This window comes from Microbacterium insulae (assembly GCF_042677065.1).
In the GTDB taxonomy this organism is placed as follows: Bacteria; Actinomycetota; Actinomycetes; order Actinomycetales; family Microbacteriaceae; genus Microbacterium; species Microbacterium insulae.
The window spans coordinates 2252983-2278809 of the sequence record NZ_JBHTII010000001.1; the positions used below are offsets into that span (position 1 = coordinate 2252983).

The 25827-nt window shown below is 70.3% G+C and carries 31 protein-coding genes; 22 read left to right on the forward strand and 9 right to left on the reverse strand.

Annotation, left to right across the window (positions count from 1 at the left end; genetic code table 11):
• The first annotated feature begins 58 nt into the window (after window positions 1-58).
• The 3 genes from ACFQ0P_RS10435 to ACFQ0P_RS10445 all read left to right on the forward strand — a co-directional run bounded on the left by ACFQ0P_RS10435 (window position 59) and on the right by ACFQ0P_RS10445 (window position 3047).
• Complete coding sequence (locus ACFQ0P_RS10435) at window positions 59-676, forward strand: GyrI-like domain-containing protein (protein ID WP_204978642.1); 618 nt, start codon at window positions 59-61, stop codon at window positions 674-676.
• Between the two features lie 75 nt (window positions 677-751).
• Window positions 752-1321: a PadR family transcriptional regulator gene (locus ACFQ0P_RS10440; protein WP_204978643.1), complete on the forward strand. Its 570-nt coding sequence runs from the start codon at window positions 752-754 to the stop codon at window positions 1319-1321.
• A gap of 52 nt (window positions 1322-1373) precedes the next feature.
• Window positions 1374-3047 (forward strand): ABC1 kinase family protein, encoded by a 1674-nt coding sequence (locus ACFQ0P_RS10445; RefSeq protein WP_204978644.1) that lies wholly within the window; start codon window positions 1374-1376, stop codon window positions 3045-3047.
• Here the strand turns inward: ACFQ0P_RS10445 and ACFQ0P_RS10450 are convergent.
• Complete coding sequence (locus ACFQ0P_RS10450) at window positions 3044-3259, reverse strand: hypervirulence associated TUDOR domain-containing protein (RefSeq protein WP_204978645.1); 216 nt, start codon at window positions 3257-3259, stop codon at window positions 3044-3046. The two genes, ACFQ0P_RS10445 and ACFQ0P_RS10450, sit on opposite strands and share 4 nt — an antisense overlap.
• A gap of 131 nt (window positions 3260-3390) precedes the next feature.
• Here ACFQ0P_RS10450 and ACFQ0P_RS10455 point away from each other — a divergent pair, with 131 nt between their 5' ends.
• A complete protein-coding gene (locus ACFQ0P_RS10455) occupies window positions 3391-4341 on the forward strand; it encodes an NAD(P)-dependent alcohol dehydrogenase (protein ID WP_378772112.1) in 951 nt (316 codons plus the stop codon).
• A gap of 63 nt (window positions 4342-4404) precedes the next feature.
• Here the strand turns inward: ACFQ0P_RS10455 and msrA are convergent, their stop codons facing one another.
• Window positions 4405-4959, reverse strand: coding sequence for a peptide-methionine (S)-S-oxide reductase MsrA (gene msrA, locus ACFQ0P_RS10460; protein ID WP_204978649.1), 555 nt, complete (start codon window positions 4957-4959; stop codon window positions 4405-4407).
• Complete coding sequence (gene msrB / locus ACFQ0P_RS10465) at window positions 4956-5426, reverse strand: peptide-methionine (R)-S-oxide reductase MsrB (protein WP_204978650.1); 471 nt, start codon at window positions 5424-5426, stop codon at window positions 4956-4958. Before msrB ends, msrA begins: the two co-directional genes overlap by 4 nt.
• A gap of 330 nt (window positions 5427-5756) precedes the next feature.
• Between msrB and ACFQ0P_RS10470 the strand changes: the two genes are divergently transcribed.
• Both ACFQ0P_RS10470 and ACFQ0P_RS10475 read left to right on the forward strand, forming a co-directional pair.
• On the forward strand, window positions 5757-6101 hold the full coding sequence (locus ACFQ0P_RS10470) for a DUF2200 domain-containing protein (protein ID WP_204978652.1): 345 nt from the start codon (window positions 5757-5759) through the stop codon (window positions 6099-6101).
• A 24-nt stretch (window positions 6102-6125) separates the two neighbouring features.
• A complete protein-coding gene (locus ACFQ0P_RS10475) occupies window positions 6126-6680 on the forward strand; it encodes an NYN domain-containing protein (protein WP_204978653.1) in 555 nt (184 codons plus the stop codon).
• 31 nt (window positions 6681-6711) lie between these two features.
• Here ACFQ0P_RS10475 and ACFQ0P_RS10480 read toward each other — a convergent pair whose 3' ends face one another.
• From ACFQ0P_RS10480 to ACFQ0P_RS10490, 3 genes are all read right to left on the reverse strand, one after another.
• Window positions 6712-8061: an HNH endonuclease signature motif containing protein gene (locus ACFQ0P_RS10480; protein WP_378772114.1), complete on the reverse strand. Its 1350-nt coding sequence runs from the start codon at window positions 8059-8061 to the stop codon at window positions 6712-6714.
• Between the two features lie 158 nt (window positions 8062-8219).
• Window positions 8220-9200 (reverse strand): aggregation-promoting factor C-terminal-like domain-containing protein, encoded by a 981-nt coding sequence (locus tag ACFQ0P_RS10485; protein ID WP_204978655.1) that lies wholly within the window; start codon window positions 9198-9200, stop codon window positions 8220-8222.
• 191 nt (window positions 9201-9391) lie between these two features.
• Entirely contained in the window at window positions 9392-9970 is a 579-nt protein-coding gene (locus tag ACFQ0P_RS10490) for a DUF2510 domain-containing protein (protein WP_204978657.1), read from the reverse strand.
• A gap of 72 nt (window positions 9971-10042) precedes the next feature.
• On the opposite strand from ACFQ0P_RS10490, the gene ACFQ0P_RS10495 reads away from it, so the two are divergent.
• From ACFQ0P_RS10495 to ACFQ0P_RS10505, 3 genes are read left to right on the forward strand one after another with little or no spacing between them, the layout of a single operon-like run.
• A complete protein-coding gene (locus tag ACFQ0P_RS10495; RefSeq protein ID WP_204978658.1) occupies window positions 10043-10795 on the forward strand; it encodes an NUDIX hydrolase in 753 nt (250 codons plus the stop codon).
• Window positions 10792-11871, forward strand: coding sequence for a DNA glycosylase AlkZ-like family protein (locus tag ACFQ0P_RS10500; RefSeq protein WP_204978660.1), 1080 nt, complete (start codon window positions 10792-10794; stop codon window positions 11869-11871). The genes ACFQ0P_RS10495 and ACFQ0P_RS10500 overlap by 4 nt, the downstream gene beginning before the upstream one ends.
• Window positions 11872-11880: 9 nt before the next feature.
• Window positions 11881-12285, forward strand: a complete 405-nt coding sequence (locus ACFQ0P_RS10505; protein ID WP_204978661.1) for a bleomycin resistance protein — start codon at window positions 11881-11883, stop codon at window positions 12283-12285.
• Window positions 12286-12309: 24 nt separating this feature from the next.
• Here ACFQ0P_RS10505 and ACFQ0P_RS10510 read toward each other — a convergent pair whose 3' ends face one another.
• On the reverse strand, window positions 12310-13341 hold the full coding sequence (locus tag ACFQ0P_RS10510; protein ID WP_204978662.1) for an LLM class flavin-dependent oxidoreductase: 1032 nt from the start codon (window positions 13339-13341) through the stop codon (window positions 12310-12312).
• 169 nt (window positions 13342-13510) lie between these two features.
• Between ACFQ0P_RS10510 and ACFQ0P_RS10515 the strand changes: the two genes are divergently transcribed.
• Both ACFQ0P_RS10515 and ACFQ0P_RS10520 read left to right on the forward strand, forming a co-directional pair.
• Window positions 13511-13999, forward strand: coding sequence for a bifunctional nuclease family protein (locus tag ACFQ0P_RS10515; protein WP_204978663.1), 489 nt, complete (start codon window positions 13511-13513; stop codon window positions 13997-13999).
• On the forward strand, window positions 13996-15372 hold the full coding sequence (locus tag ACFQ0P_RS10520; protein WP_378772119.1) for an amidase: 1377 nt from the start codon (window positions 13996-13998) through the stop codon (window positions 15370-15372). The genes ACFQ0P_RS10515 and ACFQ0P_RS10520 overlap by 4 nt, the downstream gene beginning before the upstream one ends.
• Before the next feature lie 29 nt (window positions 15373-15401).
• On the opposite strand, the gene ACFQ0P_RS10525 is transcribed toward ACFQ0P_RS10520, so the two are convergent.
• Together ACFQ0P_RS10525 and ACFQ0P_RS10530 are read right to left on the reverse strand one after the other, a co-directional pair.
• Complete coding sequence (locus tag ACFQ0P_RS10525) at window positions 15402-16088, reverse strand: aquaporin (RefSeq protein ID WP_204978664.1); 687 nt, start codon at window positions 16086-16088, stop codon at window positions 15402-15404.
• A complete protein-coding gene (locus tag ACFQ0P_RS10530) occupies window positions 16085-16429 on the reverse strand; it encodes a metalloregulator ArsR/SmtB family transcription factor (protein ID WP_204978665.1) in 345 nt (114 codons plus the stop codon). Before ACFQ0P_RS10530 ends, ACFQ0P_RS10525 begins: the two co-directional genes overlap by 4 nt.
• Before the next feature lie 84 nt (window positions 16430-16513).
• Between ACFQ0P_RS10530 and ACFQ0P_RS10535 the strand changes: the two genes are divergently transcribed.
• The 11 genes from ACFQ0P_RS10535 to ACFQ0P_RS10585 all read left to right on the forward strand — a co-directional run bounded on the left by ACFQ0P_RS10535 (window position 16514) and on the right by ACFQ0P_RS10585 (window position 25744).
• Entirely contained in the window at window positions 16514-17827 is a 1314-nt protein-coding gene (locus ACFQ0P_RS10535; protein WP_204978666.1) for an FAD-dependent oxidoreductase, read from the forward strand.
• Entirely contained in the window at window positions 17824-18336 is a 513-nt protein-coding gene (locus ACFQ0P_RS10540; protein ID WP_204978667.1) for a GNAT family N-acetyltransferase, read from the forward strand. Before ACFQ0P_RS10535 ends, ACFQ0P_RS10540 begins: the two co-directional genes overlap by 4 nt.
• 123 nt (window positions 18337-18459) lie before the next feature.
• Entirely contained in the window at window positions 18460-18924 is a 465-nt protein-coding gene (locus tag ACFQ0P_RS10545) for a thioredoxin (RefSeq protein WP_204978668.1), read from the forward strand.
• 7 nt (window positions 18925-18931) lie between these two features.
• A complete protein-coding gene (locus tag ACFQ0P_RS10550) occupies window positions 18932-19672 on the forward strand; it encodes a cytochrome c biogenesis CcdA family protein (protein ID WP_204978669.1) in 741 nt (246 codons plus the stop codon).
• Between the two features lie 317 nt (window positions 19673-19989).
• Window positions 19990-20889, forward strand: a complete 900-nt coding sequence (locus tag ACFQ0P_RS10555) for a metalloregulator ArsR/SmtB family transcription factor (RefSeq protein ID WP_204978670.1) — start codon at window positions 19990-19992, stop codon at window positions 20887-20889.
• A 42-nt stretch (window positions 20890-20931) separates the two neighbouring features.
• Complete coding sequence (locus ACFQ0P_RS10560) at window positions 20932-21348, forward strand: arsenate reductase ArsC (RefSeq protein ID WP_204978671.1); 417 nt, start codon at window positions 20932-20934, stop codon at window positions 21346-21348.
• A complete protein-coding gene (locus ACFQ0P_RS10565; protein WP_204978672.1) occupies window positions 21345-22304 on the forward strand; it encodes a PstS family phosphate ABC transporter substrate-binding protein in 960 nt (319 codons plus the stop codon). Before ACFQ0P_RS10560 ends, ACFQ0P_RS10565 begins: the two co-directional genes overlap by 4 nt.
• 55 nt (window positions 22305-22359) lie before the next feature.
• Window positions 22360-23742 carry an FAD-dependent oxidoreductase gene (locus tag ACFQ0P_RS10570; protein WP_204978673.1) on the forward strand — a complete coding sequence of 461 codons (1383 nt, stop codon included), beginning with the start codon at window positions 22360-22362 and terminating at the stop codon, window positions 23740-23742.
• Window positions 23739-24179, forward strand: a complete 441-nt coding sequence (locus ACFQ0P_RS10575) for an arsenate-mycothiol transferase ArsC (protein WP_204978674.1) — start codon at window positions 23739-23741, stop codon at window positions 24177-24179. Before ACFQ0P_RS10570 ends, ACFQ0P_RS10575 begins: the two co-directional genes overlap by 4 nt.
• A gap of 31 nt (window positions 24180-24210) precedes the next feature.
• Window positions 24211-24702 carry a hypothetical protein gene (locus ACFQ0P_RS10580; RefSeq protein ID WP_204978675.1) on the forward strand — a complete coding sequence of 164 codons (492 nt, stop codon included), beginning with the start codon at window positions 24211-24213 and terminating at the stop codon, window positions 24700-24702.
• 49 nt (window positions 24703-24751) lie between these two features.
• Window positions 24752-25744, forward strand: coding sequence for a glycosyltransferase family 4 protein (locus tag ACFQ0P_RS10585; protein WP_378772124.1), 993 nt, complete (start codon window positions 24752-24754; stop codon window positions 25742-25744).
• Window positions 25745-25827 lie beyond the last annotated feature (83 nt).

Below are 25827 nucleotides of genomic sequence, written 5' to 3' on the forward strand. Positions count from 1 at the left end.
CCCCTTGCATTTCCGGCGATGTCGGGCTAATCGCGCGCCGGATGCGTAGAGTCCAGGCGTGAAGATCGACCTGAAGAAGGAGCTCGCCGCGTACCGTGCGCCGCGCGGGCGGTTCGAGGTCGTCGACGTGCCCGCGCAGCAGTACCTGATGATCGACGGGCACGGGGATCCGAACACGGTGTCCGAGTACCGCGACGCGGTCTCGGCGCTCTACGGTGCGGCGTTCGCGCTCAAGTTCCACAGCAAGCGCGTCCTCGATCGCGACTATGTCGTCATGCCGCTGGAGGGACTGTGGTGGTCCGACGACCTCAGCGCGTTCACCTCGGCACGCGAGAAGTCGCAGTGGGACTGGACGATGCTGATCCTCGTCCCCGACTGGACCCTCCCCGACCACCTCGAGTCGGCTCGGCGTGCCGTGGCTGAGAAGGGGGCGGCGCCTGCCCTCGGGCTGCTCCGGCTCGAGACGCTCACCGAGGGCCGGTGCGTGCAGACACTGCACGTCGGGCCGTACGACGCCGAAGGCCCGGTGCTGGAGCGCATGCACCACGAGTTCCTCCCGGGCGCCGGACTGCGGCCTCGCGGCAAGCATCACGAGGTCTACCTCGGTGATGCGCGGCGAACGGCCCCCGAACGACTCCGGACGATTCTCCGGCAGCCGGTCGAGACGTCGGGGTGACCTGGCATCGATCGGCTTAACGATATATCGTCGAGTATCGCCGGTATATCGGTGAGGACATCCAGGGAGGTCGTCATGAGCGATTCGTTCACAGGGGATTGGTTCGGTGCGCAGAGCCGTGGTCAGGGCCAGGGTCGCCCGGGCGGGCTGTGGGAGGCCATGGACCAGCTGCGGGACATGTTCGAGCAGCGGGTGATGCCGCCGCGCATGGCACGCGGCGACGTGCGACACGCCGTGCTGACGGTCCTCGCCGATCGGCCGATGCACGGCTACCAGATCATCAGCGAGATCGAGGAGCGCAGCGGCGGCACCTGGAAGCCCAGCCCGGGCTCGGTCTACCCGACGCTTCAGCTGCTCGCCGACGAGGGACTCATCACTGCCGAGGAGTCCGGCGGCAAGAAGACGTACTCCCTCACCGAGGCGGGTCGCGCCGAGGCCGGTGCGAGCGAGGGGCGGTCGGCTCCGTGGGAGTCGGCGAGCCGCAGGGATGCCGCGCGGTCGACGGTGCTGCCGAAGGCCGGGGCGAAGCTCGCCCAGGCGGCCGCGCAGGTCGCCACGAGCGGATCTCCGGAGCAGGTCCAGGCGGCGGTCGACGTGCTCGACGAGGCGCGCCGTAAGCTCTACTCCATCCTCGCCCAGGACTGACCGGATGCCGCCGGAACGTCGGCCCGGTCCGTTCCCGATCCAGGGAGACCGCATGGCCGACGCCGGGAGGTCGCGCGCCCGCTACCGCCGCATCCTGCGCTTCGCCGCGCGCTACATGGTGCAGGCGTGGTGGTTCGAGCTCTTCCTTCCCCGGATCGGGCTCGGGAGCCTCGCCGCTCGCGGTCGCGCACGCCGGCTCACGCGACTCGCCCGGAACTTCCACGTGCTCGCCGTCTCGCTCGGCGGGCTGATGATCAAGGTGGGGCAGTTCATGTCCTCGCGCCTGGACGTGCTCCCGCCGGAGATCACCAAGGAGCTCGAAGGTCTGCAGGACGAGGTCCCGCCCGTGGACTTCGCCGCGATCCGCCGGCTCGCCGAGGCGGAACTCGGCCTGCCGCTCGAGTCGGCGTTCGCCGAGATCGATCCGGTCCCGGTGGCCGCGGCATCCCTCGGCCAGGCCCACCGCGCGAAACTCTCACCGGACGACGCCGCCGAGACCGGGTTCGCGGACGTCGTGATGAAGGTGCAGCGACCGGGGATCGAAGGGATCGTCGAGGTCGATCTCGCCGCCCTCCGCCGCGTGGCAGGCTGGCTCAGCCGCGTGCGGATCGTGCGCGATCACGTCGACCTGCCCGTGCTCATCGAGGAGTTCGCGCACACCAGCTACGAGGAGATCGACTACCGTCACGAGGCCCGCAACGCCGTGCGCTTCGCGGAGAACTTCGCGGGGGATCCGCGCGTCTCCGCACCCGAGGTCGCGTGGGAGCGCTCGACCGGACGCGTGCTGACGCTCGAAGACGTGTCGGCGATCAAGATCAACGACGTCGATGCGCTGCGCGAGGCGGGCATCGATCCCGCGGAGGTCGCCGCGGAGTTCGCGACCGTGATGTTCGAGCAGCTGTTCCGCGACGGCTACTTCCACGCCGACCCGCACCCGGGGAACATCTTCGTGACCCCCACGCCGGAGGCGGAGCGGCCATGGCGCCTCACCTTCATCGACTTCGGGATGATGGGGGAGGTTCCCGATCGGCTGCGCCGCGATCTGCAGCAGGTCGTCATCGCGGTCGCCTCGCGCAACGGCAAGCAGCTCGTCGACAGCATCCGAGACGTCGGGGTGCTGCTTCCCTCGGCCGACACCTCCGAGCTGGAGAGGGCGATGACGGCCCTGTTCGCCCGATTCGGGGGCATGGGCTTCGCCGAACTGCAGCAGGTGGACCCGCGGGAGTTCCAGGCGTTCGCGCGGGAGTTCGGCGATGTCATCCGGTCCCTGCCGTTCCAGCTCCCCGAGAACTTCCTGCTGATCGTCCGTGCGGTCTCCCTCACGTCGGGCATGTGCAGCTCGCTCGAGCCGAGCTTCAACATGTGGGATGCGGTGGAGCCCTACGCCGATCAGCTGATCCGCGACGAGCGCGGCAACGTGGTGCGCGCCGTGGCGAAGGAGGCCGTCTCGGTCGCGGCGATCGCGGCGCGACTGCCGCGTCGCGTCGACGATCTGGTCACCCGCGCCGAAGAAGGACGGCTCTCCGTGGAGTCCCCTCGGGCCGAGCAGCGCATGAAATCGCTGGAGCGCGTCGTCCGGCGGGCCGTGTCGGCCGTGCTGTTCGCCGGCCTGTTCATCGGCGGCGCCGTCCTGCGCGCCGACGAGCAGGTGTTCGGCACGGTGCTGATGGCGGTGTCCGTGATCCCGCTCCTGCACGCGGTGCTCGCGGGGGCGGCGCGGCGCTAGGACTTCAGCTTGCGCAGCGCCGAGCCCTGGTGGGCCGCGCGGTCGCCGCTCTTCTCCGACTCGACGATGAAGGCGGGCTCCTCCGACGAGGCCGTGAAGTGCTGATCCGCGAACTCGAAGTCGCTCGTGCGTCGCTCGACGATACGACCGCGCGTGCGGCCCTGCGACGTGTTCCAGCTCACGCGATCTCCCTTGTGCAGTCCCTCTGCCACGGCGGCCTCCTCGCTCCGGTCGGGCCAGCGTAGGGAGCGAGAGGGGCGCACGGAACGGGTTGACGCGAGCGTCGGAGCGTGCTCACGCGCAGCGCCGGCACCACATGCGTAGGGTGTGGGTTGTGCGTGCCGTGGCGTATGAGAGGTACGGCGGGCCCGAGGTCCTCGAGCTCCGCGATGTTCCCGCGCCCTCGCCCGGTCCGGGCGAGGTGCTGGTCGAGGTCGTCGCCGTGTCGATCAACCTGTCGGACTGGGAGGGACTGCGGGGCTCGCCCGCCTACGCCCGGCTCGGGGGCTTGCATCGTCCGCGGAATCAGATCCTCGGTACGGATGTCGCCGGCCGCGTCATCGGCGTGGGTGACGGCGTGACCGGGTTCACCGTCGGTGACGAGGTCTACGGAGACAACCTGCCGCGCGGCGGGGGGTTCGCCGAGTACCTCTCACTGCCGGCGTCGGCGGTCGTGCACAAGCCGCCCGCGCTGACTTTCGCCGAGGCATCCGCACTACCGCAGTCGGCCGCGATCGCGTCGCAGGCCGTCGCGCTCGCGGAGCCGGGTTCGAGGATGCTCCTCAACGGCGCCGGGGGTGGGACCGGGGCGCTGGCCGTCCAGCTCGCGCGGGCGAGGGGCGTCCGGGTGACGGCCGTCGACAACGCGGGAAAGCTGGACTTCCTGCGCGGACTGGGAGCCGAGGAGGTGATCGACTATCGCCGCACCGATTTCACCCGCACGGGTCCCTACGACCTCGTGGTCGATCTGGTCGCGTACCGGTCGGTGTTCGCGTATCGTCGCGCGCTCGCCCCGGGCGGGCGCTGCGTGGTCGTCGGCGGCACGGCACGGGCGGTGCTGCGGATGGCGACGGTCGGTCCGCTCGTCGGCCTGCTGACCGGGACGCGCCTCGGCGTGCTGATGGTCCGTCAGGGGCCGGGCGCCTTCCAGGCCGTCGCGGAAGCGTGCGCACGCGGTGACATCGTCGTGCCGATCGATCGCACGTACCCCCTCGAGGAGGTTCCTGCGGCACTGGCGTGGCACGGCGAGGGCCGGGCGCGCGGCAAGGTCGTCGTCATGGTCGGCGAGGGCTGACCGGTGGCTCCGATGACGGATGCCGCGCCCCGGCCGGGACGCGGCATCCGTTCTTCGCTCCGGTCAGGCCGTCGCGTCGGCGCGCTTGGGAAGCACCCATCCCGCGCGGGGGAAGTGGCACGTGTAGCCGTTGGGGATGCGCAGGAGGTAGTCCTGGTGCTCCGGCTCGGCCTCCCAGAACGGCCCGGCGGGCTCGATCGTGGTGACGGCCTTGCCCGGCCACAGTCCCGAGGCGTCGACGTCGGCGATCGTGTCGCGCGCGACCTGCTCCTGCTCTGGGCTGAGCGGGAAGATCGCGGAGCGGTAGCTCGTGCCGATGTCGTTGCCCTGGCGGTTCAGGGTCGACGGGTCGTGGATCTGGAAGAAGAACGCCAGGATGTCGCGGTACGTCGTCTGGGACGGATCGAACACGATCTCGACGGCCTCCGCGTGGCCGGGGTGCTTGCGGTAGGTCGCGTGCGCGTTCTCGCCGCCGGTGTAGCCGACGCGCGTGGCGAGCACGCCGGGCTGGCGGCGGATGAGGTCCTCCATGCCCCAGAAGCAACCGCCGGCGAGGACCGCCGTCTCGGTGCCGGGGGTGCGGGTGATCTCACCGGTGTCGAAGGGTCCGCTGGTCATGATGCGTGCTCCTGGTTCTCGTGGGGGAAGAGGTCTCGGTACTGGGCGTAGCCCTCGGCCTCCAGGTCGGAGGCGGGGACGAAGCGCAGCGCGGCCGAGTTCATGCAGTATCTCAGGCCTCCGGCATCGCGAGGGCCGTCGGAGAACACATGGCCGAGGTGGCTGTCGGCCCCGGACGAGCGCACCTCGGTGCGCGGCATCCACAGGCTGCGGTCGGTCTTCGTGGAGACCGCGGCGGGCTCGATCGGCCGTGTGAAGCTCGGCCATCCGGTGCCGCTGTCGTACTTGTCGGCCGAGGAGAAGAGCGGCTGGCCGGAGACGACGTCGACGTAGATGCCGTCCTCGTGGTTGTCCCAGTAGGCGTTGCGGAACGGCGGCTCGGTGCCGTCCTCCTGCGTCACGCGGTACTGGCTGTCGGTGAGTCGGCTGAGCGCCTCGGGGGTCTTGGGGTAGTCGTTCGGATTCAAGTGGTCCTCCTGGGGTGACGCCGCTGGCTGCGCCGTCACTTCAGCACAACGGATGCCGCCCCCCTTTTGGTCCCGCGAACCTGGGAACGCGCTTCGAATCCGGATCGATATCACCTCGAGACGGGCGCCGTCAAGGGCACACCTCGGGGTCGGGGGCGACCGTAGCCTGGCGGAGCAGTGATGCGCGGTGCGGTCGAGGATCGGTTTTCGGGTCCGGTCAACTCCTGCAGCAGCGCGATGGCCCCGGCGGGCGGGCACCCGCCCGGGGCCATCACTGCGTTCGGCTGCGCGCTTCCGGCGACAGGCTCCCGGACGGGCTACGCTGACGGCGTGCACCGCATCTTCGGCCTTCCCTTCGCGTCGGTGTATCCGCTCTATGCCGCGAAGCTGGAACGGAAGGGTCGCACGACGGTCGAGCTCGACGAGGTCATCGAGTGGTTGACGGGATTCGACGATGCACGCCTGCGCGAGCATCTCGACGCCGGGACGACATTCGAGGACTTCTTCGCGGATGCCGACCTCAACCCGGCCGCGTCCTCGATCACGGGCGTCGTGTGCGGGGTACGCGTGGAAGAGATCGACGACCCGCTCATGCAGCAGATCCGCTACCTGGACAAGCTCGTCGACGAGCTGGCGAAGGGCCGCCCGATGGAGAAGGTCCTGCGCGCCGCCTGAACCGGTGCGCCAGAGAGGAACGACATGTCGGAGCGCAGGAGCTGGGTGCTCGTCGACGGTGAGAACATCGACGCGACGCTGGGCGGATCGATCCTCGGACGGCGGCCGCAGCCCGAGGAGCGGCCGCGGTGGGACCGCCTGCTGACTTTCGTGACCGAGCGGTGGGCCCAGCCCTCGCGTGGACTGTTCTTCCTCAACGCGAGCTCGCATCTGCCGATGCCCTTCGTGCAGGCGCTCCTCGCGCTCGGCTACACGCCGGTGCCGCTGTCGGGCGACGCGGACGAGAAGGTCGTCGACATCGCGATCCAGCGCACGCTGCGGACCCTCGCCGATCGAGACGACGACGTCGTGCTCGTCAGTCATGACCGGGACTTCGTGGATGACCTCGCCGCCCTCGTCGGGGGTGGTCGCCGCGTCGGGGTCATCGCGTTCACGGAGTTCCGCAGTGCGGAGCTCGGGGCGATCCCGGGGCTCGAGCTGTTCGACATCGAGTACGACGCCGGGGCGTTCGACGCCCCGCTTCCGCGCGTGCGCGTCGTGCCGATCGACGAGTTCGACCCCGCGGACTTCCTTCGCTGAGCAGGGGACGCGCGCCCGGCCGGCCCGGCCTTCAGAAGGGGGCGCGCGGGACGTCGGCCGGTCCGGAGGGTCGGAAGACGGGGACCCGCCGTTCGGGCTCGACCAGATACTGCCTGCCCGTGGGGGATGTCCACACGAGTGCGCCACCGCGGTCGGGGAGATGCTCGACGATCCAGCCCCCGTGGTGCTTCACGGTGTGATGCCCCTTGCAGAGCGGAGAGTGATTGTGGAGCGCGGTGTGTCCGCCGTGTTCCCAGGCGACGTTGTGGTCGATCTCGCACCGCGAGGCGGGGATCCCGCATCCGGGGGCCATGCAGCGGTCGGCCCGCCATCGAATCAGCCGGCGCAACGCCTCGGGTGGTCGATACCGTGTTCGGCCCACCGACAGCACCATTCCGGTCTCGGGATGGGTGAGCACGCGCATCCACCCGCCGTCACTCCCGCACAGCTCTTTCGCGGTTCGGAGGGGTACGGGGCCGACGCCTTCGACGGTCGCGGGGTCCAGGCCGCGCTGGTGCCGGTCGGCGTCGTCTTCGGCGAGCAGCGCCAGCGCGGGCACCGTGACGGCCACGCTCGCCCGGATCCCGCGAGCGTCGGCCGGGTGCGCCGGACTCTCGCCATCGATGAGAAGGTCGCACAGCACGTCCGCGCGTACCTGGTCTAGCGTCCGGGTCTCTTCGGGGTGCCCGGTAATGACCTTTGCCATGCCAGTGACCCGGGCATGGATCGCGTGGGCCTCGACGGCGGGCACGTGCGCGTGCAGCCACGCCATGCCGTCGGCGGCCGGTTCGATCAGCATCCGCCGCTCGCCGAGAGCGCTCGTGTGGCGTTCGGTGAGCGTGGCCGAGTCCTCGGTCTCGATCAGTCGACGCAGCGCCCGCCGGAATGACCCCACCGGGAGCTCTTCTGCGAGCGCCACCGCCCTCGGCGCGACCCGGGCGCGCACCTCGGCCGTCGCAGCGTCAAGGAGTTCGATCAGGACGAGGGCGTGGCGCTCGGTCATCCGGGCCCGCCCCAAGGACTCGAGCGCCGGCCGGTATCGGTGCACCATCGCCTCGGCGCGGGCCAGGAGCATGCCCGCGGCATGCTCGGTGACCCGCAACGCCGCGGCCAGCTCGAGCCGCAACGACCGCTCGACGATCCCCACCGCTCCGCCTCCATACCGTGCGACATCCTCGAGAGCGTTCATCCGCAGCGCATCCACGCGGGCGAACTGCTGCGCCGCGAAGACCGCCATCATTGCGGCCACCTCGGTGACCAGATCCACATCGTCGGGAACCGGCGCAAGCCACTCGTCGCCTGAGCCGTCGACGGCGCGGCCCGGCCCGCTGACGGGCGCAAGGGGCTCGACCGGCTCATCATCCGGAGATGCTGCTTTCATGCCACCGACATTAGAACATAGCTACGACATCCTTCGTTGAGCCGACGTTGCGGGTGCATAAGTCCGAACCGCAGCATCCGCCTGCACAACGGAGGACGCACAAGAGCGGGCGGGCACGAAGCCCGCCCGCTCTCGCGAGGCGAAATGAGGATCCGGCGTCAGTACCAGCCGACGGACTCGGAGTGCGACCACGCGCCGCAGGGCGAGCCGTAGCGGCCGGCGATGTAGCCCAGGCCCCAGCTGATCTGGGTGGCGGCGTTGGTCTGCCAATCGGCGCCGGCGCTGCCCATCTTGCTGCCCGGAAGCGCCTGGGGGATGCCGTAGGCGCCGCTCGAGGAGTTGTAGGCGGCGTAGTTCCAGCCGGACTCACGGTTCCATAGGGAGACGAGGCAGGAGAACTGGTCTCCGCCCCAGCCGTAGCCGGCGATCATCCCCTGGGCGATGCCCTGTGCTTCTGCCGGGCTCGCGCCGCCTCCGACGCCGACCGGCGACGGAGCGGGGGTCGTGGGCGTGGCGGCCTGTGCGGCCTCCTCGGCCGCGCGGGCCTCGGCTTCGGCGGCGGCACGGGCTTCCGCCTCGGCGCGCGCCTTGGCCTCGGCGGCCTTGCGTGCGGCCTCGGCCTCGGCGGCCTCGAGCCCCTCGCGCACCTCGGTCACATCCGCTTCCACCGTCGCGGTCAGGGCGGTGACGTCGTCGATCAGGTCGGGAACGAGCGGCGCGGGCAGGTCGAGACCACCCGTCAGACGCTCCGCGGCCTCTCCGAGGTCCGAGGTGTCGACCGTGGTCTCCAGGTCACCGAGATCGAGCTTCGACCCCTTCGCGTCGGCGGTGACCTGTGCGGCGGCGTCGATCGCGGCATCCGCGTCGTCCAGGGCGCTGTGCGCGGCCCGGGAGATCGGGTCCGAGCCGTCCTCCTGGATGACGGCCGTCGGCTCGGACGGCATCGTGAACGAGGCGAGCGCGACGCCGTTCTCGGTGCCCATCGCCTCGGCCGCCGAGATCGGGGGAACGGTGGCCGCGGTCGCGGTGGCGAACATCCCCACCGCGAGGCCCGTGGCGATGAGGGCGGAGCGGCGGCGGGTGCGACGGCGGGCGACGCGGGCGCGGCGGAGAGCAGCGGGAAGTGAACTGGAGCGCATGAAGATAACCGGGTTCCGTATATCGGGGAGGGCGCCCTCGGGCGGGCGCCAGGGGCCCGCTGGCGGGCACAAGTCCCCGAGTCTGCCCACCCCGTCTGGACGGTTCCGGTGCGTTACCTGAACGTTACATGGGAGCGCGGTTCACGAAAATCCCCGGTCGCGGGGCCGGGATTCCGCTTGCTGCCGCGATGTCAGCCGTATCGGTAGTGCGCCGAACTCGCGCGAACCCATCCCGCGAAAACCTGCGCCTCGGTCTCCTGATCGGCCGTGATCGCGGCGATCCACACCTGGGCCGATCCGGCGACGACGAGGTAGCGACGCGATCGATCGATCGCCCGGTTGAGTGTCCGCGGGGTGATCGGACCCGCGGAGCCGAACAGACGGCGCTCGACGGCGTTCCGGGTGAAGGCGGGGGAGCGCAACAGCGCATCGCCGGTGTCGACGGATGCCTCTACCCCGCCCACCGGCTGGCTCAGGTCTCCGAAATGGACCCAGCGACCATCGAGCACGATCCCCGCGAAGCTCTGCTCCTGACCGCTGTACCGCACCGCCGTGGTCCAGCGCGTACCGTCCCACCAGCGCTGACGGCCGCGCTGGTCGTCGTACCAGCCGGCCGCGGCCGAGCCGGCTGCCGCCGGGGCCGACCCGGTGTGGAGCTCCGTCCTGGCCTCTCGCAGATCGATGTACTCGTCGCTCCAGCGTGCTCCGTCCCACCAGCGCTGACGGCCGGTGCCGTCGTCGTACCAGCCCGCGGGAGGGTGCTCGCCCATGTGATGAGCGTAATTCGCCGGGCTCGGTCGCGCACCGGCTCCCGTGTCCGAGATGCGGCGTAGCCTGAACGAATGCTCGCCGAATCCTCCTCGTCGTCTGCCCGTGCGCAGCTGGCGGCGTTGGCGGATGCCGCGTCCCGCGAGCGCGGCGGATTCCCGGGTCTGGCCGGCCTGCCGTCGGCCGCCGATGCGCGGCCGGCCGCAGTGCTGATGCTGTTCGGCGTCCTCGACTCGATGCCGAGTGGTCACGAGGCGCACGCGGTTTCGCGCGATCTGGATGTCCTGCTGCTCTCGCGCGCGTCGACCCTGCGCTCCCATGCCGGCCAGGTGGCGTTCCCGGGCGGGCGCGTCGACCCCGAAGACGAAGGGCCCGTGGCGGCGGCGCTGCGCGAGGCACGAGAGGAGACCGACCTCGATCCGGCGGGGGTCGAGGTGCTCGGGGTGCTCGAAGACATCCCACTTCTCTATTCGCAGCACCTCGTCACTCCGGTGCTCGCGTGGTGGCGGCATCCGTCCCCCGTCCGGGTGGTCGACGAGGCGGAGTCCTCCGACGTCTTCCGCGCGCCCGTGGCCGACCTCCTCGATCCCGCGAACCGCGGATCCACGGTGATCCGGCGCGACGGTCAGGTGTGGCGGGGTCCCGGTTTCCTCGTCCCGTCCCCCGGAGAAGAGCCCCACCTCGTGTGGGGGTTCACCGGCATGGTGCTCGACGGTCTCTTCGACCGCCTCGGCTGGACCGAGCCGTGGGACCGCGAGCGAGAGCTCCCGCTCGAACGCGCGGGATTCGATGCGTCCGAGGCGAGCTCGGGCCGCGCGGCGTCGTGACGCACCGTCTCAGCCGCGACGAGGCGCGCCGCATCGCGGTGCGGGCGCAGCTGCTCGACGCCGATCGACCCGGTGACGTCGTGGAGGTGGCGGAGCAGCTCGGCTACGTCAAGATCGACCCGACGGCGACGATCGCCCCGTGCGAGCACACGGTGCTGTGGTCGCGCATCGGGTGGTCGTACGAGCCGGGTCAGCTGCAGAAGGCGGTCGAGGGCGACCGGCTGCTGTTCGAGTTCGAGGGGGCGTTCCGGCCGGCGAGCCTGCTCCCGCTTCTTGCGCCGGGGATGCGGGAGTGGCCACGTCGCGAGAGCAGTCGCGAGTGGCTCGAGGCGAACGCCCGGTTCAAGGCGGACGTGCTGGCCCGACTTCGCGCCGAAGGACCCCTGCTGGCGAGCGAGATCCCCGACACCGCGCAGGTCGATCGCGCGCCGGACGGCTGGTCCGGCCGCAACCAGGTCCCGCACATGCTCGACTTCCTCAGTCGCCAGGGACTCGTGGCGATCGTGGGTCGAGAGGGCCGGCACCGACGGTGGGATCTCGCCGAGCGCGTCTATCCCGCGCACCTGCCCGAACTCGGTGCCGACGACGCCGCGCGCATGCTCGCCGAACGGCGCCTGCAGGCGCTCGGCATCGCGAAGCGGAAGTCGCCGTGGTCGCAGGTTGGCGAGGCAGGCGAGCCGGCCAGGGTCGAGGGCAGCTCATGGGCCTTCCGGGTCGATCCCGAGGCGCTTTCCGCGCTCGACCGCGACGAGGGGGGACGCGTCGCGTTCCTCAACCCGTACGACTCGATGCTCTTCGACCGCCCGCGCCTGGCCGAGGTGTTCGAGTTCGAGTACGTGCTCGAGCAGTTCAAGCCCGCACCGCAGCGCGTGTACGGCTACTTCGCGCACCCGATCCTGCTGGGCGACCGGTTCGTCGGCATGCTGGATGCCGCGGTCGACCGCGAGCGCCAGGAGCTGCGAGTGAACGCGGTGCACGAGTTCCTGCCGTTCGAGCCCGAAGAGACCGAGATGGTGCGTGCCGAGATCTCGGAGCTCGGTGAGTGGCTCGGCATGCGGGTGGTCGGACTGGCGTAGATTCGGGCCATGGACCGTTCGGTGCCGAACCTGCCGTCGCGCGACTTCGACGCGACAACCGCGTTCTACGGCGGCTTCGGGTTCGAGCAGACGCATCGAGACGGCGGGTGGCTGATCCTCTCGCGGGGCAGCATCGTGCTGGAGTTCTTCCTTGCGCCCGAGCACGACCCCTACGAGAGCTGGTTCATGGCGAGCATCCGCGTCGGCGACCTCGACGCGCTCTACGCCCGGGTGCGCGACAGCGGGGTGCCCGAGAACACCATCGGCATTCCGCGGCTCGTCCCGGTCGCCCTCCAGGAGTGGGGACTCCGCGCGGGATTCCTCATCGACCCGGACGGAACGCAGCTGCACCTCATCGAGGACGCCGGAACAGAGGACGCCGGAACAGAGGACGCCGGAGCCGACGACGGCTGAGTCGCGACGACGTCCGCCGGCCGCTCAGACGCGTGTGCCCCGCCACCCGAGTTCGGGAGCGACGTGGGTCGCGAACGCCTCGACGACGCGCAGATTGAACTCGACCCCGAGCTGGCTCGGGATCGTCAGCATGAGCGTGTCGGCCGCGGCGATCGCGGCATCCTCCTTCAGCTGCTCGACGAGCACGTCGGGTTCGGCCGCGTACGTCTTGCCGAAGGTGGACCGCATCCCGTCGATGACGCCGATCTGGTCGCCGTCCTGGCGTCCGCCGAAGTACAGATGATCCTCGGCCGTCATCAGCGGGAAGATCGAGCGGCTGACCGACACGCGCGGCTCTCCTTCGTGCCCCGCTTCGCGCCATGCCGCGCGGAACGCGTCGATCTGCTCGGCCTGGAGGAGATCGAACGGGCGTCCGTCGGCCGAGGTGAGCAGCGTCGACGACATGAGGTTCACCCCGATGCGGCCGGCCCATTCGGCCGAGTCGCGGTTCCCCGCTCCCCACCACACGCGGGAGCGCAGCCCTGGGGAGTGCGGTTCGACGCGCTGGAGGCCGCTCGCTCCCGTCCCGAACGGGGACGAGGCATCCCGCTCCGCAAGTCCCTCGCCGTCGATGGCGCGGAGGAACAGCTCGAAGTGCTCGCGCGCGATGTCGGCGCCACGCGGGTCGGCGGACCCCGTGTAGCCGAAGGCCTCGTAGCCGCGCACGACGGTCTCGGGTGACCCTCGGCTCACGCCGAGCGCGAGTCGGCCGCCCGAGATGAGGTCGACGGATGCCGCTTCCTCGGCGAGATACAGCGGATTCTCGTAGCGCATGTCGATCACGCCGGTGCCGACCTCGATGCGCTCGGTCTTCGCGGCGATCGCCGCGAGCAGCGGCATCGGCGAGGACTGCTGCCGGGCGAAGTGGTGCACGCGGAAGTAGGCGCCGTCGACCCCGAGGTCGTCCATGCCCTGCGCCAGGTCGATGGCCTGGAGCATCGAGTCGCCGGCGGAGAGCTGGCGCCCCCCGCCGAGGGGGCCGTAGTGGCCGAAGGAGAGGGTTCCGAAGCGCTGCATGTCGGTTGCAACGGTACGCCTGCAGCATCCATTCCGCTGAATGAATAAACACCGGCGCGGGTCGACGCGGCCGGGAATGACCGGGGCGGGGACGACCCGCACCACCGACCTCGCGGAGCTCTCGCGTGTCTACGATGGCAGGAACGGATGCGGCGAGGAGGTGTGCGGGATGCAGGTCAGGATCGCCGGTGTGGCGCTCGACGCGTCGGGTCAGCACGTGCTGCTGCTCAAGCCCATCGACCAGCTCCCCGGCGACGGGATGGTGCTGCCGATCTGGATCGGCCAGCTCGAGGCGACGTCGATCCTCGTGGCCGTCGAGAAGGCGCCGGTGCCGCGGCCGCTCGCTCACGACCTCATGCGCACGATGATCGAGGCGCTCGGAGCCGAACTGCAGCGGGTCGAGATCACCCGCATCGACGACGGCACGTTCTATGCCGAGATCACTCTGCACGTCGGGGAGCGCGTCATCGTCGTCGACGCCCGCCCGTCGGACGCCGTGGCGCTCGCGTCGCGCACCGGTGCGGGGATCTGGGTCGCCGAGGCCGTGCTCGACGAGGCCGGCGTCCCCGACGTGCTCACCGAGACGGATGCCTCGGAGCGCCTGGACGAATTCAAGAGGTTCCTCGACGACGTCGAGCCCGAGGACTTCGAGGGGTGAGCTCGGCCGCCGAGATCGCCGCGGACGTGCGCGCCGGCCGATCCACCGCCGTCGAGGTGATCGAGCGCCACCTCGCGCGCGCCGCCGCTGCGAACCCCCGTCTCGGAGCGCTCACGGTCGTCTTCGACGATCGCGCCCGTGAGGAGGCGCGGCGAGTGGATGCCGTCGTCGCCTCCGGCGGCGACCCCGGCCCGCTCGCGGGCGTCCCGTTCTCGGTGAAGGAGAACATCGACCTCACGTGGTCGGCGACCACACAGGGCTGGCGAGGAGCCCGCGACGCCGTGCCGGAGGCGGATGCGACGATCGTGCGGCGCGTCCGCGAGGCGGGCGCAATCCCGATCGGGCGCGGCAACATGCCCGACTTCGGCATGCGCTGGGACACCGACAACGACCTCTGGGGGCGCACGCTCAATCCGTTCGATCCCGCGCGCACCGCGGGGGGATCGAGCGGCGGCGACGCAGTGGCCGTCGCGACGGACATGGCCGCGCTCGGACTCGGCAACGACTTCGGCGGGTCGGTCCGCATCCCGGCCGCCGCGAACGGCATCGCGGGCATGCGACCGTCGTTCGGACGGGTGCCCCGCGCCGCCGTGCGCGGGATGCCCGTCGCGATGACGCTGCAGCAGTTCTCGGTCAACGGCCTTCTCGCGCGCTCGGTCGACGACCTCGCGCTGGTTTTCGGTGTCGTCGCGGGCCCCGACCCCGACGACCCGGTCTCCCTCGATCTGCCCCGCGCGGGCACCGAGGACCGGCCGCGCCGCGTCGCCGTCGTGCGGGACCCCCTCGGGTGGGGCGTGGACGCCGAGGTCGCGGCATCCGTCGACGCTGCTGCCGCGCGGCTCTCGGCCGCCGGCTGGACCGTCGAGGAGGTGGAGCCTCCGATGCTGGAGGATGCCGCGGTGCTGTGGCGGCGGCTCGCCTGCACCGACATGCTCCTCACGCTCGACCCCGCCGTCCTTCCCGAGCCGCTGGGGGAGGCGGCGACACGCTTCCTGCGGGACAGCACCGCCGCGGCGCGGCCGTTCGAGACGGCGGCGGGATACGCGGCCGCGTGGGCGCGCCGTGCGCCGATCGCCGCGGACTGGCGGAGGTTCCAGGTCGAGCATCCGATCGTCCTCGGCCCCGTGCAGACCTCGGTCGTGCCGCGGATCGAGTTCGACCTCGGCGGAGAGGATGCCGCCACCGCCGCATGGCGGGCGCTGGTGCTCACGGTCGCCGCGAACTTCCTGGGGCTTCCGGCGGTCGCCGTGCCCGCGGGCGTCGACGCCGGGGGAGTGCCGATCGGGGTGCAGGTGATCGGGCCCCTCCACGGCGACCTCCTCACGCTGGCGGCGGCGAGGGATGCTGCGTCCCGGGCGCCCGCGCCCGTGTGACCGTCGTCGACGACGCGAGCAGCTGCCCGTCAGGCGTCGATCGTCGCACGCTCGACCGCCGTCGGGAAGAGGACGCGGACGGCGCACCAGCCGAGCGCGGCGCCGATGAGCTGGGCGGCGATGAACGGGAGCGCCGATGCCGGCGCGATCCCGGCGAACGTGTCGGTGAACATGCGGCCCACGGTGATCGCAGGGTTCGCGAAGCTCGACGACGAGGTGAAGAAGTACGCCGCGCCGATGTAGGCGCCGACGGCGGGTGCGGCGAGATGCGAGCGGCCGGTCCGCACGAGCGCGAAGATCACCAGGACGAGCCCCGCGGTCGCGACGACCTCGCCCAGCAGGAGGGGCAGTCCGCTGCGTTCGGTCGTGCTCCACTGGACGGCCGGCTCGCCGAACATGAGATTGGCCAGGACGGCACCGGCGATGCATCCGACGAACTGGGCCGGAAGATACACCGCCGCGATCGACCAGCGCTCGCGATGCAGCGTGATGTCGGCGAGGGTCACGACCGGGTTGAAGTGCGCCCCCGAGACCGTCGCGAACACGAGGATCAGCACGGTGAGACCCAGTGCGGTGGCGAAGGCGTTCTCGAAGAGCTGCAGTCCGACGTCACCGGGGGAGAGCCGCTGCGCCGCGATCCCCGATCCGACCACGACCGCCGCGAGCCCCGCGCTCCCGAGCAGTTCGCCGACCGTCGCTCTGGCCGTGCGCTTCACGAGGCGACGAACAGCTGCGAGACGCGGTCGAGGGCTCCGGGCACGAGCGCGTAGTACGCCCAGGTGCCGCGCTTCGTGCGCGCGAGGAAGCCCGCCTCTGTGAGGACCTTGAGGTGGTGGGACACCGTGGGCTGACTGAGTCCGACCGGTTCGATGAGATCGCACACGCACGCTTCGCCGCCGTCCGACGCGGCGACGATCGACAAGAGACGGAGGCGAGTGGGATCGGCCAAGGCCTTGATCGTGTGGGCGAGCTCGTCTGCGGCCTCGGCGGTGAGGGTGTCGCGGACGAGAGGGGTGCAGCAGGATGCCGAGACGTCGGTCACCTCGAGTGCGATCATGCATCGACCATAGTCGATATTGACACCCTTCGATACAACGGCCAGACTGCAATATCGAAAGTCATCGATATCCTGGAGGCACTCGTGACCCTGCTCGACCTCACTCCTCGCGTAGCGACCGGAGATCGACTGTCGACTCTTCCTGTGATCGTGATCGGCGCCGGGCCGATCGGGCTGGCGACCGCGGCCCACCTCGTCGACCGGGGGATCGACGTCACGGTCCTCGAAGCGGGGGACAGCGTGGGCGCAGCGGTCCGGTCGTGGGGGCACACCCGACTGTTCTCCCCGTGGAAGCACCTGGTCGATCCGGTCGCGCAAGCGATGCTGGAATCCTCCGGCTGGGTGCTCCCCGATCCCGAGGGCGCGCCGACCGGCGCGGAGCTGGTCGCGTCGTACCTCGAGCCGCTCGCGGCGCTCGAGCCGATCGCGTCGACCATCCGCACCGGCGTGCGAGTCCTCGCCGTGACCCGCGAGGGGATGGACCGCACGCGCTCGACGGCACGCTCGGCCACGCCGTTCGCGGTACGCGTGACGACCGCGACGGGCGTCGAGGAGCTCTCCGCGCGGGCCGTGATCGATGCGTCCGGAACGTACTCGACCCCGAACTCGCTGTCGTCCAACGGGCTCGATCTGCTCGGGTTCGACGATATCCGGGATGCCGTCACCCCGGCGCTTCCCGATGTTCTCGGCCGCGACCGCGCGCGGTTCGCCGGTCGCCGCACCACCGTCGTCGGCGCCGGGCATTCGGCAGCGAACACACTCTTGGCTCTGGCGGAACTGGCTCGCCAGGAGACCGGGACCACTGTGACGTGGTTGATCAGGAACACCCGGGCGGTACGCGTCTCGTCATCGCCGGACGACGAGCTGCCGGACAGGGCACGCCTGGGCAGCCGCGTGGATGAAGCGGTCGGCGCCGGACTCGTGAACGTCGTCGACGGGTTCGAGATCATCCGTGCCCGGCGCTCCTCGAGCGGTGTGGAGCTCGCCGGGCACCGACACGGCGAGGCCGTGACGCACGAGACGGATCTGGTTGTGAACGCGACCGGGTTCCGCCCCGATCTCCACATGCTCCGCGAGGTGCGGCTCGAACTCGACGAGATCGTCGAGGCTCCGAGGCGCCTCGCTCCGCTCATCGATCCGAACGTCCACTCGTGCGGAACGGTGGAGCCTCACGGGTTCCGGGAGCTGACCCACCCCGAGAAGGGTTTCTTCATCGTGGGGATGAAGTCCTACGGCCGCGCGCCGACCTTCCTCCTGGCGACGGGGTACGAGCAGGTGCGCTCGGTCGCCGCGTGGCTCGCCGGAGATCTCGAGTCGGCTTCCCGCGTCGACCTCACCCTGCCGGCGACCGGTGTGTGCTCGACGGACCTCGGCGCGGGTGTGGGCTGCTGCTCATGACCCGCGTCAGGTCGATGGAGCCCGATGACTGGATCGATGTCGAGCGCATCTACGCGCAGGGCATCGAGGACGGTGAGGCGACCTTCGAGACCGCCGCGCCGACGTGGGAGGCGTTCGATGCCGGCAAGCTCGCCCAGGGTCGCCTCGTCGCGGAGGACGATCTCGGCGTCGTCGTGGGGTGGGCGGCGGCGTCCGCCGTCTCGTCGCGGCCCGTCTACGCCGGGGTCGTCGAGCACTCCATCTACGTCGATCGCCGCGCCCGCGGCCGGGGGATCGGCCGGGCGCTGCTGCTCGCGTTCGTCGACGCGGCCGAGGAGGCCGGGTTCTGGACGATTCAATCGAGCGTCTTCCCTGAGAACATCGCCAGCCTGCGGATTCATGAGGACGCGGGGTTTCGGGCGGTCGGACGGCGGGAGCGGATCGCCCGGGCGCGGATCGGCGCGCGCGCCGGGGAGTGGCGGGACACGGTCCTCATCGAACGACGGAGTGCTCGCAACGGGGTCGACTGACGCGAAGTTGCCGTCGCGCGAGCCGTGAACTTCCTGACGACGACGCCGCGCGCCGATCCGCGCGGTGCCGCCGCACCTAGAATCGAGGCACCACCCGACCCCTGCGAAGCGGAGGCGAGCGACGTGCACCGACGCACCTTCTCAGCAGCCGCAGTCGTGATCGGTGCGGCTCTCGCGCTGACCGGCTGTGCGACCGCGGCCGACACCGGCTCACCGGCCCCGAGCGCGCCCGTCTCGAGCGAGCCCTCGGCCACCGTCGACGCTGACGCATCCGCCAGCACGGCCGGCTCCTACGTCGAGTACTCGGACGGAGCGATCGAGGCCACGTCCGGAGCGAAGGCGCTGTTCTTCCACGCGGACTGGTGCCCGCAGTGCCGGTCCCTCGACGAGGACCTCGAGGCTCGGGGGGCGCCCGACGGGCTGACGGTGTTCAAGGTCGACTTCGACGACCGGACCGATCTCCGCCAGAAGTACGGCGTCACCCTGCAGACGACCATCGTCTTCGTCGACGATTCCGGCGAGAAGATCTCCTCGGCGGTTCTGTACGACGATCCGTCCGTCGACTCGCTCCTCGCCGCCATCCCGTGAACCGCCGATGACCGCGTCGCTCATCGGCGCGTTCGCCGCGGGAGTCCTCACGGTGCTCGCCCCCTGCGTGCTCCCGCTCCTCCCGGTCATCATCGGCGGCTCGATCGTGAGAGATGGGGGAGCACGACGGGCCCGCTGGCGGCCCTACATCATCGCGCTCTCGCTCGCGGTGAGCGTCGTCGTCTTCACGCTGGCGCTCAAGGCGACGACGGCCCTGCTCGGCGTTCCCCCGCAGGTGTGGCAGATCGTGTCGGGCGTGATCGTCATCCTGCTGGGCATCGACCTTCTCTTTCCCGCGGTCTGGGAACGACTGTCCGCCCGCCTCGGTCTGCAGGCGCGCACCGGGGCCGCCCTCGACCGATCGGTGTCCCGGCAGAGCTACGGCGGCGACATCCTCACCGGCGCGGCCCTCGGGCCGGTGTTCTCCAGCTGCAGCCCCACCTACGCGCTGATCGTCGCCGTGGTGCTGCCCGCCTCGTTTGCGACGGGAGTCGTCTATGTGGTGGCTTATGCGGTCGGACTGGCGGGGATGCTGCTCCTCATCGGCCTCCTCGGCCGTCGGCTCGTGCAGCGGCTCGGGTGGCTGACCGACCCGCGCGGGTGGTTCCGCCGCACGGTCGGAGCATTGTTCGTGCTCGTCGGGATCGCCGTTCTGACGGGGTTCGACAAGCAGCTCCAGGCATGGATCCTCGACGCCGGGCTCTACGATCCCATCTTCCGGCTGGAGGAATGGCTGGGCGCCGGCTGAGCTGCCCGCCGCTCAGTCGTCGCCGTCCTGATCGGCACGAAGCGAAGGCGCGACTTCACGGCGACCGCTGAGGCCGTCGCGACCTCGAGTCAGACCTGCACCGTGCCGTACTCGTTCTCCGGGTTGATGGCGCTCACGATTCCAGCATGCGCTCATTCGGTCGCCGCATCCAGTCCCTGGTGCGCTCGGGGATCCGCCGATGGCCTCCTCCTCGCCTGAGACTCGGCGTGCTGCGCCGGCGCACCGGGTTCTGCGTGCGGGCATGACGTGTGGAGTCGATCGGCGCCCGAGGAAAGGCACTCGATAGACTGAGGTCTATGAGTCGCGCCGGTGAGGGGGAACTGACCGCGATCGGCGACCCGACCCGCGCGCGGATCCTCCGGTTGATCCGCGACTCGCATGAGGGACGGACGCTCGTCGGCCGGCTCGCCGAGGCGCTCGAGCTGCGCCAGCCGACGGTCAGCCACCACATGCGAGCGCTCCACGCCGAGGGGATCGTGGAGCGCGAGCCGGACGGTCGGCGCGTGTGGTATTCCATCGCCCCCGAGCATGCGGACCGCGTGGACGCGCTGCTCGGCGGTGTTCCGGTGATTCCCGGCGTGCCCGACCTCGAGCGGATAGCGAACGACCTCGCACTCCGCTTCCGGGGCTCCTTCAGTCCGGAGACCGTCCGGCTGACAGTGGACGAGAGTCACGAGCTGCTCGCCCGGAGCGGGAGCTCTCCGCTGCTCGCGAGCCGGACGGCGGATTTCGCCGCGAGCCGCCTCGACGCGATGCTCCATGCAGAGGCCGCGATGAACGAAAGGCCCAGCGTGCTGTTCGTCTGCGTGCAGAATGCCGGTCGCTCTCAGATCGCGGCGGGCATCCTGCGACAGCTCGCCGGCGAAAGCGTCACGGTGCACACCGCCGGTTCCCAACCGGCCGGCGAAATCAGGAGCACGGTCGTCGCGGTGCTCAACGAGATCGGCGTGCCGATCGGAGCGGAATACCCGAAGCCGCTGACCGATGAGGCGGTCCGCGCGGCGGATGTGGTGGTGACGATGGGGTGCGGCGACGCGTGCCCCATCTTCCCGGGACGGCGCTATCTCGATTGGGAGGTCGAGGATCCGGTGGGCAAGCCGATCGAACGCGTTCGCGCGATTCGCGACGACATCGAGGCTCGGGTGCGCGAACTGCTCGACGACCTCTCCGTCGTTGGGACACGGACTCGTAAATAGATAGATGATGGTCTATGCTTCTTCTCGAGAGAAGGAGTCTCCATGACCGCCAAGCCCACCGTCCTTTTCGTCTGCGTCCATAATGCGGGTCGCTCCCAGATGGCTGCCGGGTTCCTTCGCGCACTCGGCGGCGACGACGTGGAGGTGCTGTCCGCGGGGTCGGCTCCGAAAGACTCCATCAATCCCGTCGCCGTCGAGGCGATGGCGGAGGAGGGAATCGACATCGCCGGCAACACGCCGAAGGTGCTCACCGTGGAGGCCGTCCGCGAATCGGACGTCGTGATCACGATGGGCTGCGGCGACGCCTGTCCGATCTTCCCCGGCAAGCGGTACGAGGACTGGGAGCTGGACGACCCGGCAGGTCAGGGAATCGAAGCGGTGCGCCCGATCCGCGACGAGATCCGACGCCGGATCGAGGGCCTCCTGTCGGAGATCCTCCCGAATCGCGGCGCGGCATGACCACGGGCGGCGTGACGCGACGCCACCGGTGGGCGACCACGCCGCTCGGTGTCGCCGCGCTCGTCTCCGGGCTGGTTCTGAGCGGATGCGCCGCGGAGCCCGGAGCCGGGTCGGAGAGCGTCAGCGGCGAGATCGTCACCGACGGATCGTCGACCGTCGCCCCGCTCACCCGGGCAGCTCGTCATCAGTTCGTCGGCAGGCAGCCGGAAGTCGACATCAAGGTCACGACGACGGGCACCACGGCCGGCTTTCGCGCCTTCTGCGCGGGGACCACGGACATCTCGAACGCCTCGCGCGAGATCTCGGCCGAGGAGCGCGCGGCGTGCGCGGAAGGCGGTGTCGAGTTCACCGAGATCGTCGTCGCCAACGACGGGATCTCGGTCATCGTGAATCCCGCCAACGATTGGGCGCGTGATCTCACCCTCGAGCAGCTGGAGACCATGTGGGCGTTGGAGTCGCAGGGATCGGTTACCAGCTGGCAGCAGATCGATCCGACCTTCCCGGATGAGCCCCTGGTCCTGTTCGGCCCCGGAAGCGATTCCGGGACCCTCGACTTCTTCACCGAGGCGATCAACGGTGCCGAGCACGAGATCCGCACCGACTACAGCGCGTCCGAGGACGACGACAACACGGTCGCCGGAGTCCGCAGGAATGACGGCGGGGTGGGATTCCTCGGGCTCAGCTACGTCCAGGCCAGCGAGGGTGACGTCGTCGCGGTCTCGATCGAAGGTGTCGCCCCGACCACGCGGACCGTCCAGGCCGGCACTTACACCCCGCTGAGCCGCCCCCTGTTCATCTACGTGAGCAACGCTTCGTACGCGGACAAGCCTCAAGTGAGCGCTTTCGTCGACTTCTACGTCGAGAACGCGGTCGAGATCGCCGAGCAGGCGAGGGTCGTGCCGCTCACGCCGGAGCAGGTCCTGATCGCCCAGGACGAGCTGGCCACGCTCCGCTGACCTCCCGCCGGCAACACCGACCCACGAGAACACCGAAGACGAGGACCCACTCTCCATGCACATCGTCGCCATCGGCGGCAGCGACGCGGGAATCTCCGCCGCGTTGCGCGCTCGCGAACTCGATCCGACCGCAGACGTCACCGTGGTGGTGGCCGACGAGTACCCGAACTACTCGATCTGCGGCATCCCGTACTACTTCTCCGGTGACGTGAGGCCGTGGCAGTCGCTGGCCCACCGCACACACGCGGACCTTGAGGCCACCGGGATGCAGCTGCGTCTGAACACCCTCGCCACGCGGATCGATGCCGGCCGCCGTCGGCTGACGGTTCAGGGCGTCGGCGGCGAGAGCGAGATCGGATACGACGAACTGATCGTCGGCACCGGCGCGCTCCCGACGTTCGCCGGGATCGCGGGGGTGGGAGAACTCGGCCCGGACGACGGGGTGCACGTCCTCCACTCGATGGGAGACACCTTCGCCCTGGAGCGCGACCTCGCCGAGCGCGATCCTCGGACCGCCGTCATCATCGGCGCAGGCTACGTCGGACTCGAGATGGCCGAGGGCTTCCGGGCCAGGGGCATGCGCGTGATCCAGCTGCAGCGCGGCCCCGAGGTGCTCTCGACGCTCGATCCGGAGCTCTCGAGCCTCGTTCACGACGAGCTGGTCGAGCACGGGGTCGAGGTCCATACGAACACCACGGTGAAGTCCGTGGAGAAGACCGACGCCGGCCTCGTCGTGCATGCCGAGCACCTCGGCGAGCCCGTATCGCACGTGGTTGACATCGTTCTCGCGGTCGTCGGGGTCCGTCCCAACACCGCGCTGCTCGAGGCCGCCGGTGCCACCCTGGGCGCGGGCGGAGCGGTGGTCGTGGACGAGCAGATGCGAACCGGCATCCCGCACGTGCTCGCCGCAGGCGACGGCGTCGTGACGCACCATCGACTCCTCGGGGTCACCTACCTCCCCCTCGGCACGACCTCGCACAAGCAGGGCCGGATCGCCGGTGAGAACGCACTCGGCGGTTCACGTCGCTTCGCGGGCTCTGTCGGAACCCAGGTGGTCAAAGTGTTCGACGTCGTCGCCGCGCGTACCGGGCTGCGCGAGCTCGAGGCGGTCGCCGGCGGCTACGCACCCGCGACCACCCAGAGTGTCGCCGACGATCACAAGCGCTACTACCCCGGGGCTCAGCCCATCAGCATCCGGATCACGGGGGATGAGCGCACGGGGCTCCTGCTCGGCGCGCAGCTCGTCGGTCGCCTGGGTACGGAGACGGCGAAGCGCGTCGACACGTACGCCACCGCTCTCTTCGCCGGACTGACCGTCGACCAGATCAGTGACCTCGACCTGTCCTATACGCCACCTCTCGGGTCGCCGTGGGATGCCGTCCAGGCGGCGACTCAGGCTTGGTCCCGGGTTCACGACGCAGCCGGGATCGTCGCATGAGCGCGCCGCGGACGATTCTCTTCATCTGCCAGCACAACGCCGGCCGGTCGCAGCTCGGAACCCACCTGCTGGAGGTGATCGCCCCCGGCCGCTTCATCGCCGCCAGCGGGGGCCTGAAACCGGCGAGCGAGATCAATCCGATCGTGGCCGAGGCGCTGCACGAGGTCGGCGCCGATACGACCGGCGCACGCCCGCGTCGCGTCACAGCAGAAGATCTGGCTACGGCGGACGTGGTGGTGACCATGAAGCCCGGCCTCGATCTGCCGGGTGCGGTGTCGGGCCGGCGCGTCGAGTGGCAGTTTCCCGATCCGGCGACGTGGGACCTCGACGGCGTCCGAGGCATGCGCGACGACGTGTCCGCGGCAGTGCGCGAGCTCGTCGGCGAACTCGAGGGCGAAAGGCACAAAGCACTGCGGGCAGACGACTCGGACCTGTGAGCCGCACAGGATGGGGGCGTAACGTCCGATCATGAGTACACAGACAGAGACGAATGGCGCCGACGTGGCGCTTCTCGGGCTCGGATCGGTGCTCGTCGGGTCCTTGCCGACGACACTGCTGACCGACGGTGCCCCTGACCGCTACACGGTCGAGGCGGTTTTCACACGGCGACCCGATCCCGATGAGGTCAGGGACATCCTCGGTGTGGCCACGCGTCAGTTCCTGACCCGGGCGGGCTACCCCACGGTCGAGGTGGCGGTCTCCGACCGGCGGCTCGAGATCGCGAACACCAATCTCGAGGAGCTGCGCGATGGGCTGGCCGGACACCTCGCCGAGCGACTCGCCGCCATCAGCGCCGACGTGCGCGCCCGGCGGCAGGCGACTGCGGCGCAATTCGAGATCGCGGCGGAGAACGAGCACGAGCGCGCAGCCGCAGTGGCGACCCTTGCCGAGTCCGTCGTCTTCGAGCCGGCCTATCCAGGGGTTCACCCCACGCGGACGGCGCGCAGTTCTCAGGAGTGACGATCCCGACCGTTGACGCCCGCCTGCGGACCCTCGGGTGAGGATCGCGATGCTCGGGCCGATCGCCTGGCGAACACCGCCGGCGAGCTACGGGCCGTGGGAGCGCGTGACGAGCCTGCTGACCGAGGGGCTCGTGCGTCGCGGGGTCGACGTCACGCTCTTCGCGACGCGTGACTCGATCACGAATGCCGACCTCGACGCCGTGGCGCCACACGGGTATGCCGAGGACCCGTCCATGGACGGCAGAGTATGGGAGGCACTCCACGTCGCCCACGTCCTGAAGCACTCGGGGGAGTTCGATCTCGTGCATAACCAGCTGGACTGGCTGCCGCTCGCGTTCAGTGCCCAGTGGCGTGCGCCGATGGTCACGACGATCCACGGATTCTCCGGCCCTGCGATCCTGCCCGCCTACATGGCATCCACCTCGGCGTTCGTCTCCATCTCGGACTCTGATCGCTCCCCGAAACTCGAGTACGTCGCGACGATCCATCACGGCATCGACGCGGGAGAGCTGCCCTTCGTCGCCGATCCGGATGACTACCTGGTGTCGTTCGGGCGAATTCATCCCGACAAGGGCACCTCGACGGCGATCGAGATCGCTCGACGCGCGGGCTTCCGTCTGGTGATCTGCGGCCCCGTCCAAGACGCCGTGTACTTCCGGGACGAAGTGGAACCCCGGGTCGACGGAGACCGCGTGGTCTTCCTCGGCGCGGCGGAAGCCGAGGAACGCGCCCGGATCCTCGGGCATGCTGTTGCGCTCCTGCACCCGATCGACTTCGACGAGCCCTTCGGGCTCTCGGTGGTCGAGGCCATGGTCTGCGGCACGCCCGTCCTCGCGTTCCGCCGCGGGTCCATGGCCGAGGTCATCGACGAGGGGGTGACCGGCACCGCGGTCGCCTCGATCGACGAGGCTGTCGCAGCGCTTCCCGCCCTGGTCTCGTTGGACCGGCGGGGGGTCAGTGATCACGCCATCGCCCGGTTCGATGTGGAGCGCATGGTCGACCAGTACCTCCGCGTCTACGAGTCGGTGCTGCGCGGCTGATCCGGGGCGACGCCCAGGTCGGCGGTGTACCGTGGCGATCACAGCGTCCGGATCTTCATCTCGGACGTGGACCGGACTGCGGC

What these genes read in the sequence shown, in the direction of transcription:
- ACFQ0P_RS10480 (WP_378772114.1), bottom strand. Translation starts at nt 8,061, where the DNA reads ATGAAAGCAGCATCTCCGGATGATGAGCCGGTCGAGCCCCTTGCGCCC.
- ACFQ0P_RS10510 (WP_204978662.1), bottom strand. Translation starts at nt 13,341, where the DNA reads ATGCAGCGCTTCGGAACCCTCTCCTTCGGCCACTACGGCCCCCTCGGC.
- ACFQ0P_RS10475 (WP_204978653.1), top strand. Translation starts at nt 6,126, where the DNA reads ATGTCGGAGCGCAGGAGCTGGGTGCTCGTCGACGGTGAGAACATCGAC.
- ACFQ0P_RS10485 (WP_204978655.1), bottom strand. Translation starts at nt 9,200, where the DNA reads ATGCGCTCCAGTTCACTTCCCGCTGCTCTCCGCCGCGCCCGCGTCGCC.
- ACFQ0P_RS10440 (WP_204978643.1), top strand. Translation starts at nt 752, where the DNA reads ATGAGCGATTCGTTCACAGGGGATTGGTTCGGTGCGCAGAGCCGTGGT.
- ACFQ0P_RS10495 (WP_204978658.1), top strand. Translation starts at nt 10,043, where the DNA reads ATGCTCGCCGAATCCTCCTCGTCGTCTGCCCGTGCGCAGCTGGCGGCG.
- ACFQ0P_RS10490 (WP_204978657.1), bottom strand. Translation starts at nt 9,970, where the DNA reads ATGGGCGAGCACCCTCCCGCGGGCTGGTACGACGACGGCACCGGCCGT.
- ACFQ0P_RS10505 (WP_204978661.1), top strand. Translation starts at nt 11,881, where the DNA reads ATGGACCGTTCGGTGCCGAACCTGCCGTCGCGCGACTTCGACGCGACA.
- ACFQ0P_RS10560 (WP_204978671.1), top strand. Translation starts at nt 20,932, where the DNA reads ATGACCGCCAAGCCCACCGTCCTTTTCGTCTGCGTCCATAATGCGGGT.
- msrA (WP_204978649.1), bottom strand. Translation starts at nt 4,959, where the DNA reads ATGACCAGCGGACCCTTCGACACCGGTGAGATCACCCGCACCCCCGGC.
- ACFQ0P_RS10445 (WP_204978644.1), top strand. Translation starts at nt 1,374, where the DNA reads ATGGCCGACGCCGGGAGGTCGCGCGCCCGCTACCGCCGCATCCTGCGC.
- ACFQ0P_RS10515 (WP_204978663.1), top strand. Translation starts at nt 13,511, where the DNA reads ATGCAGGTCAGGATCGCCGGTGTGGCGCTCGACGCGTCGGGTCAGCAC.
- ACFQ0P_RS10540 (WP_204978667.1), top strand. Translation starts at nt 17,824, where the DNA reads ATGACCCGCGTCAGGTCGATGGAGCCCGATGACTGGATCGATGTCGAG.
- ACFQ0P_RS10530 (WP_204978665.1), bottom strand. Translation starts at nt 16,429, where the DNA reads ATGATCGCACTCGAGGTGACCGACGTCTCGGCATCCTGCTGCACCCCT.
- ACFQ0P_RS10585 (WP_378772124.1), top strand. Translation starts at nt 24,752, where the DNA reads ATGCTCGGGCCGATCGCCTGGCGAACACCGCCGGCGAGCTACGGGCCG.
- ACFQ0P_RS10575 (WP_204978674.1), top strand. Translation starts at nt 23,739, where the DNA reads ATGAGCGCGCCGCGGACGATTCTCTTCATCTGCCAGCACAACGCCGGC.
- ACFQ0P_RS10570 (WP_204978673.1), top strand. Translation starts at nt 22,360, where the DNA reads ATGCACATCGTCGCCATCGGCGGCAGCGACGCGGGAATCTCCGCCGCG.
- ACFQ0P_RS10555 (WP_204978670.1), top strand. Translation starts at nt 19,990, where the DNA reads ATGAGTCGCGCCGGTGAGGGGGAACTGACCGCGATCGGCGACCCGACC.
- ACFQ0P_RS10550 (WP_204978669.1), top strand. Translation starts at nt 18,932, where the DNA reads ATGACCGCGTCGCTCATCGGCGCGTTCGCCGCGGGAGTCCTCACGGTG.
- ACFQ0P_RS10565 (WP_204978672.1), top strand. Translation starts at nt 21,345, where the DNA reads ATGACCACGGGCGGCGTGACGCGACGCCACCGGTGGGCGACCACGCCG.
- ACFQ0P_RS10580 (WP_204978675.1), top strand. Translation starts at nt 24,211, where the DNA reads ATGAGTACACAGACAGAGACGAATGGCGCCGACGTGGCGCTTCTCGGG.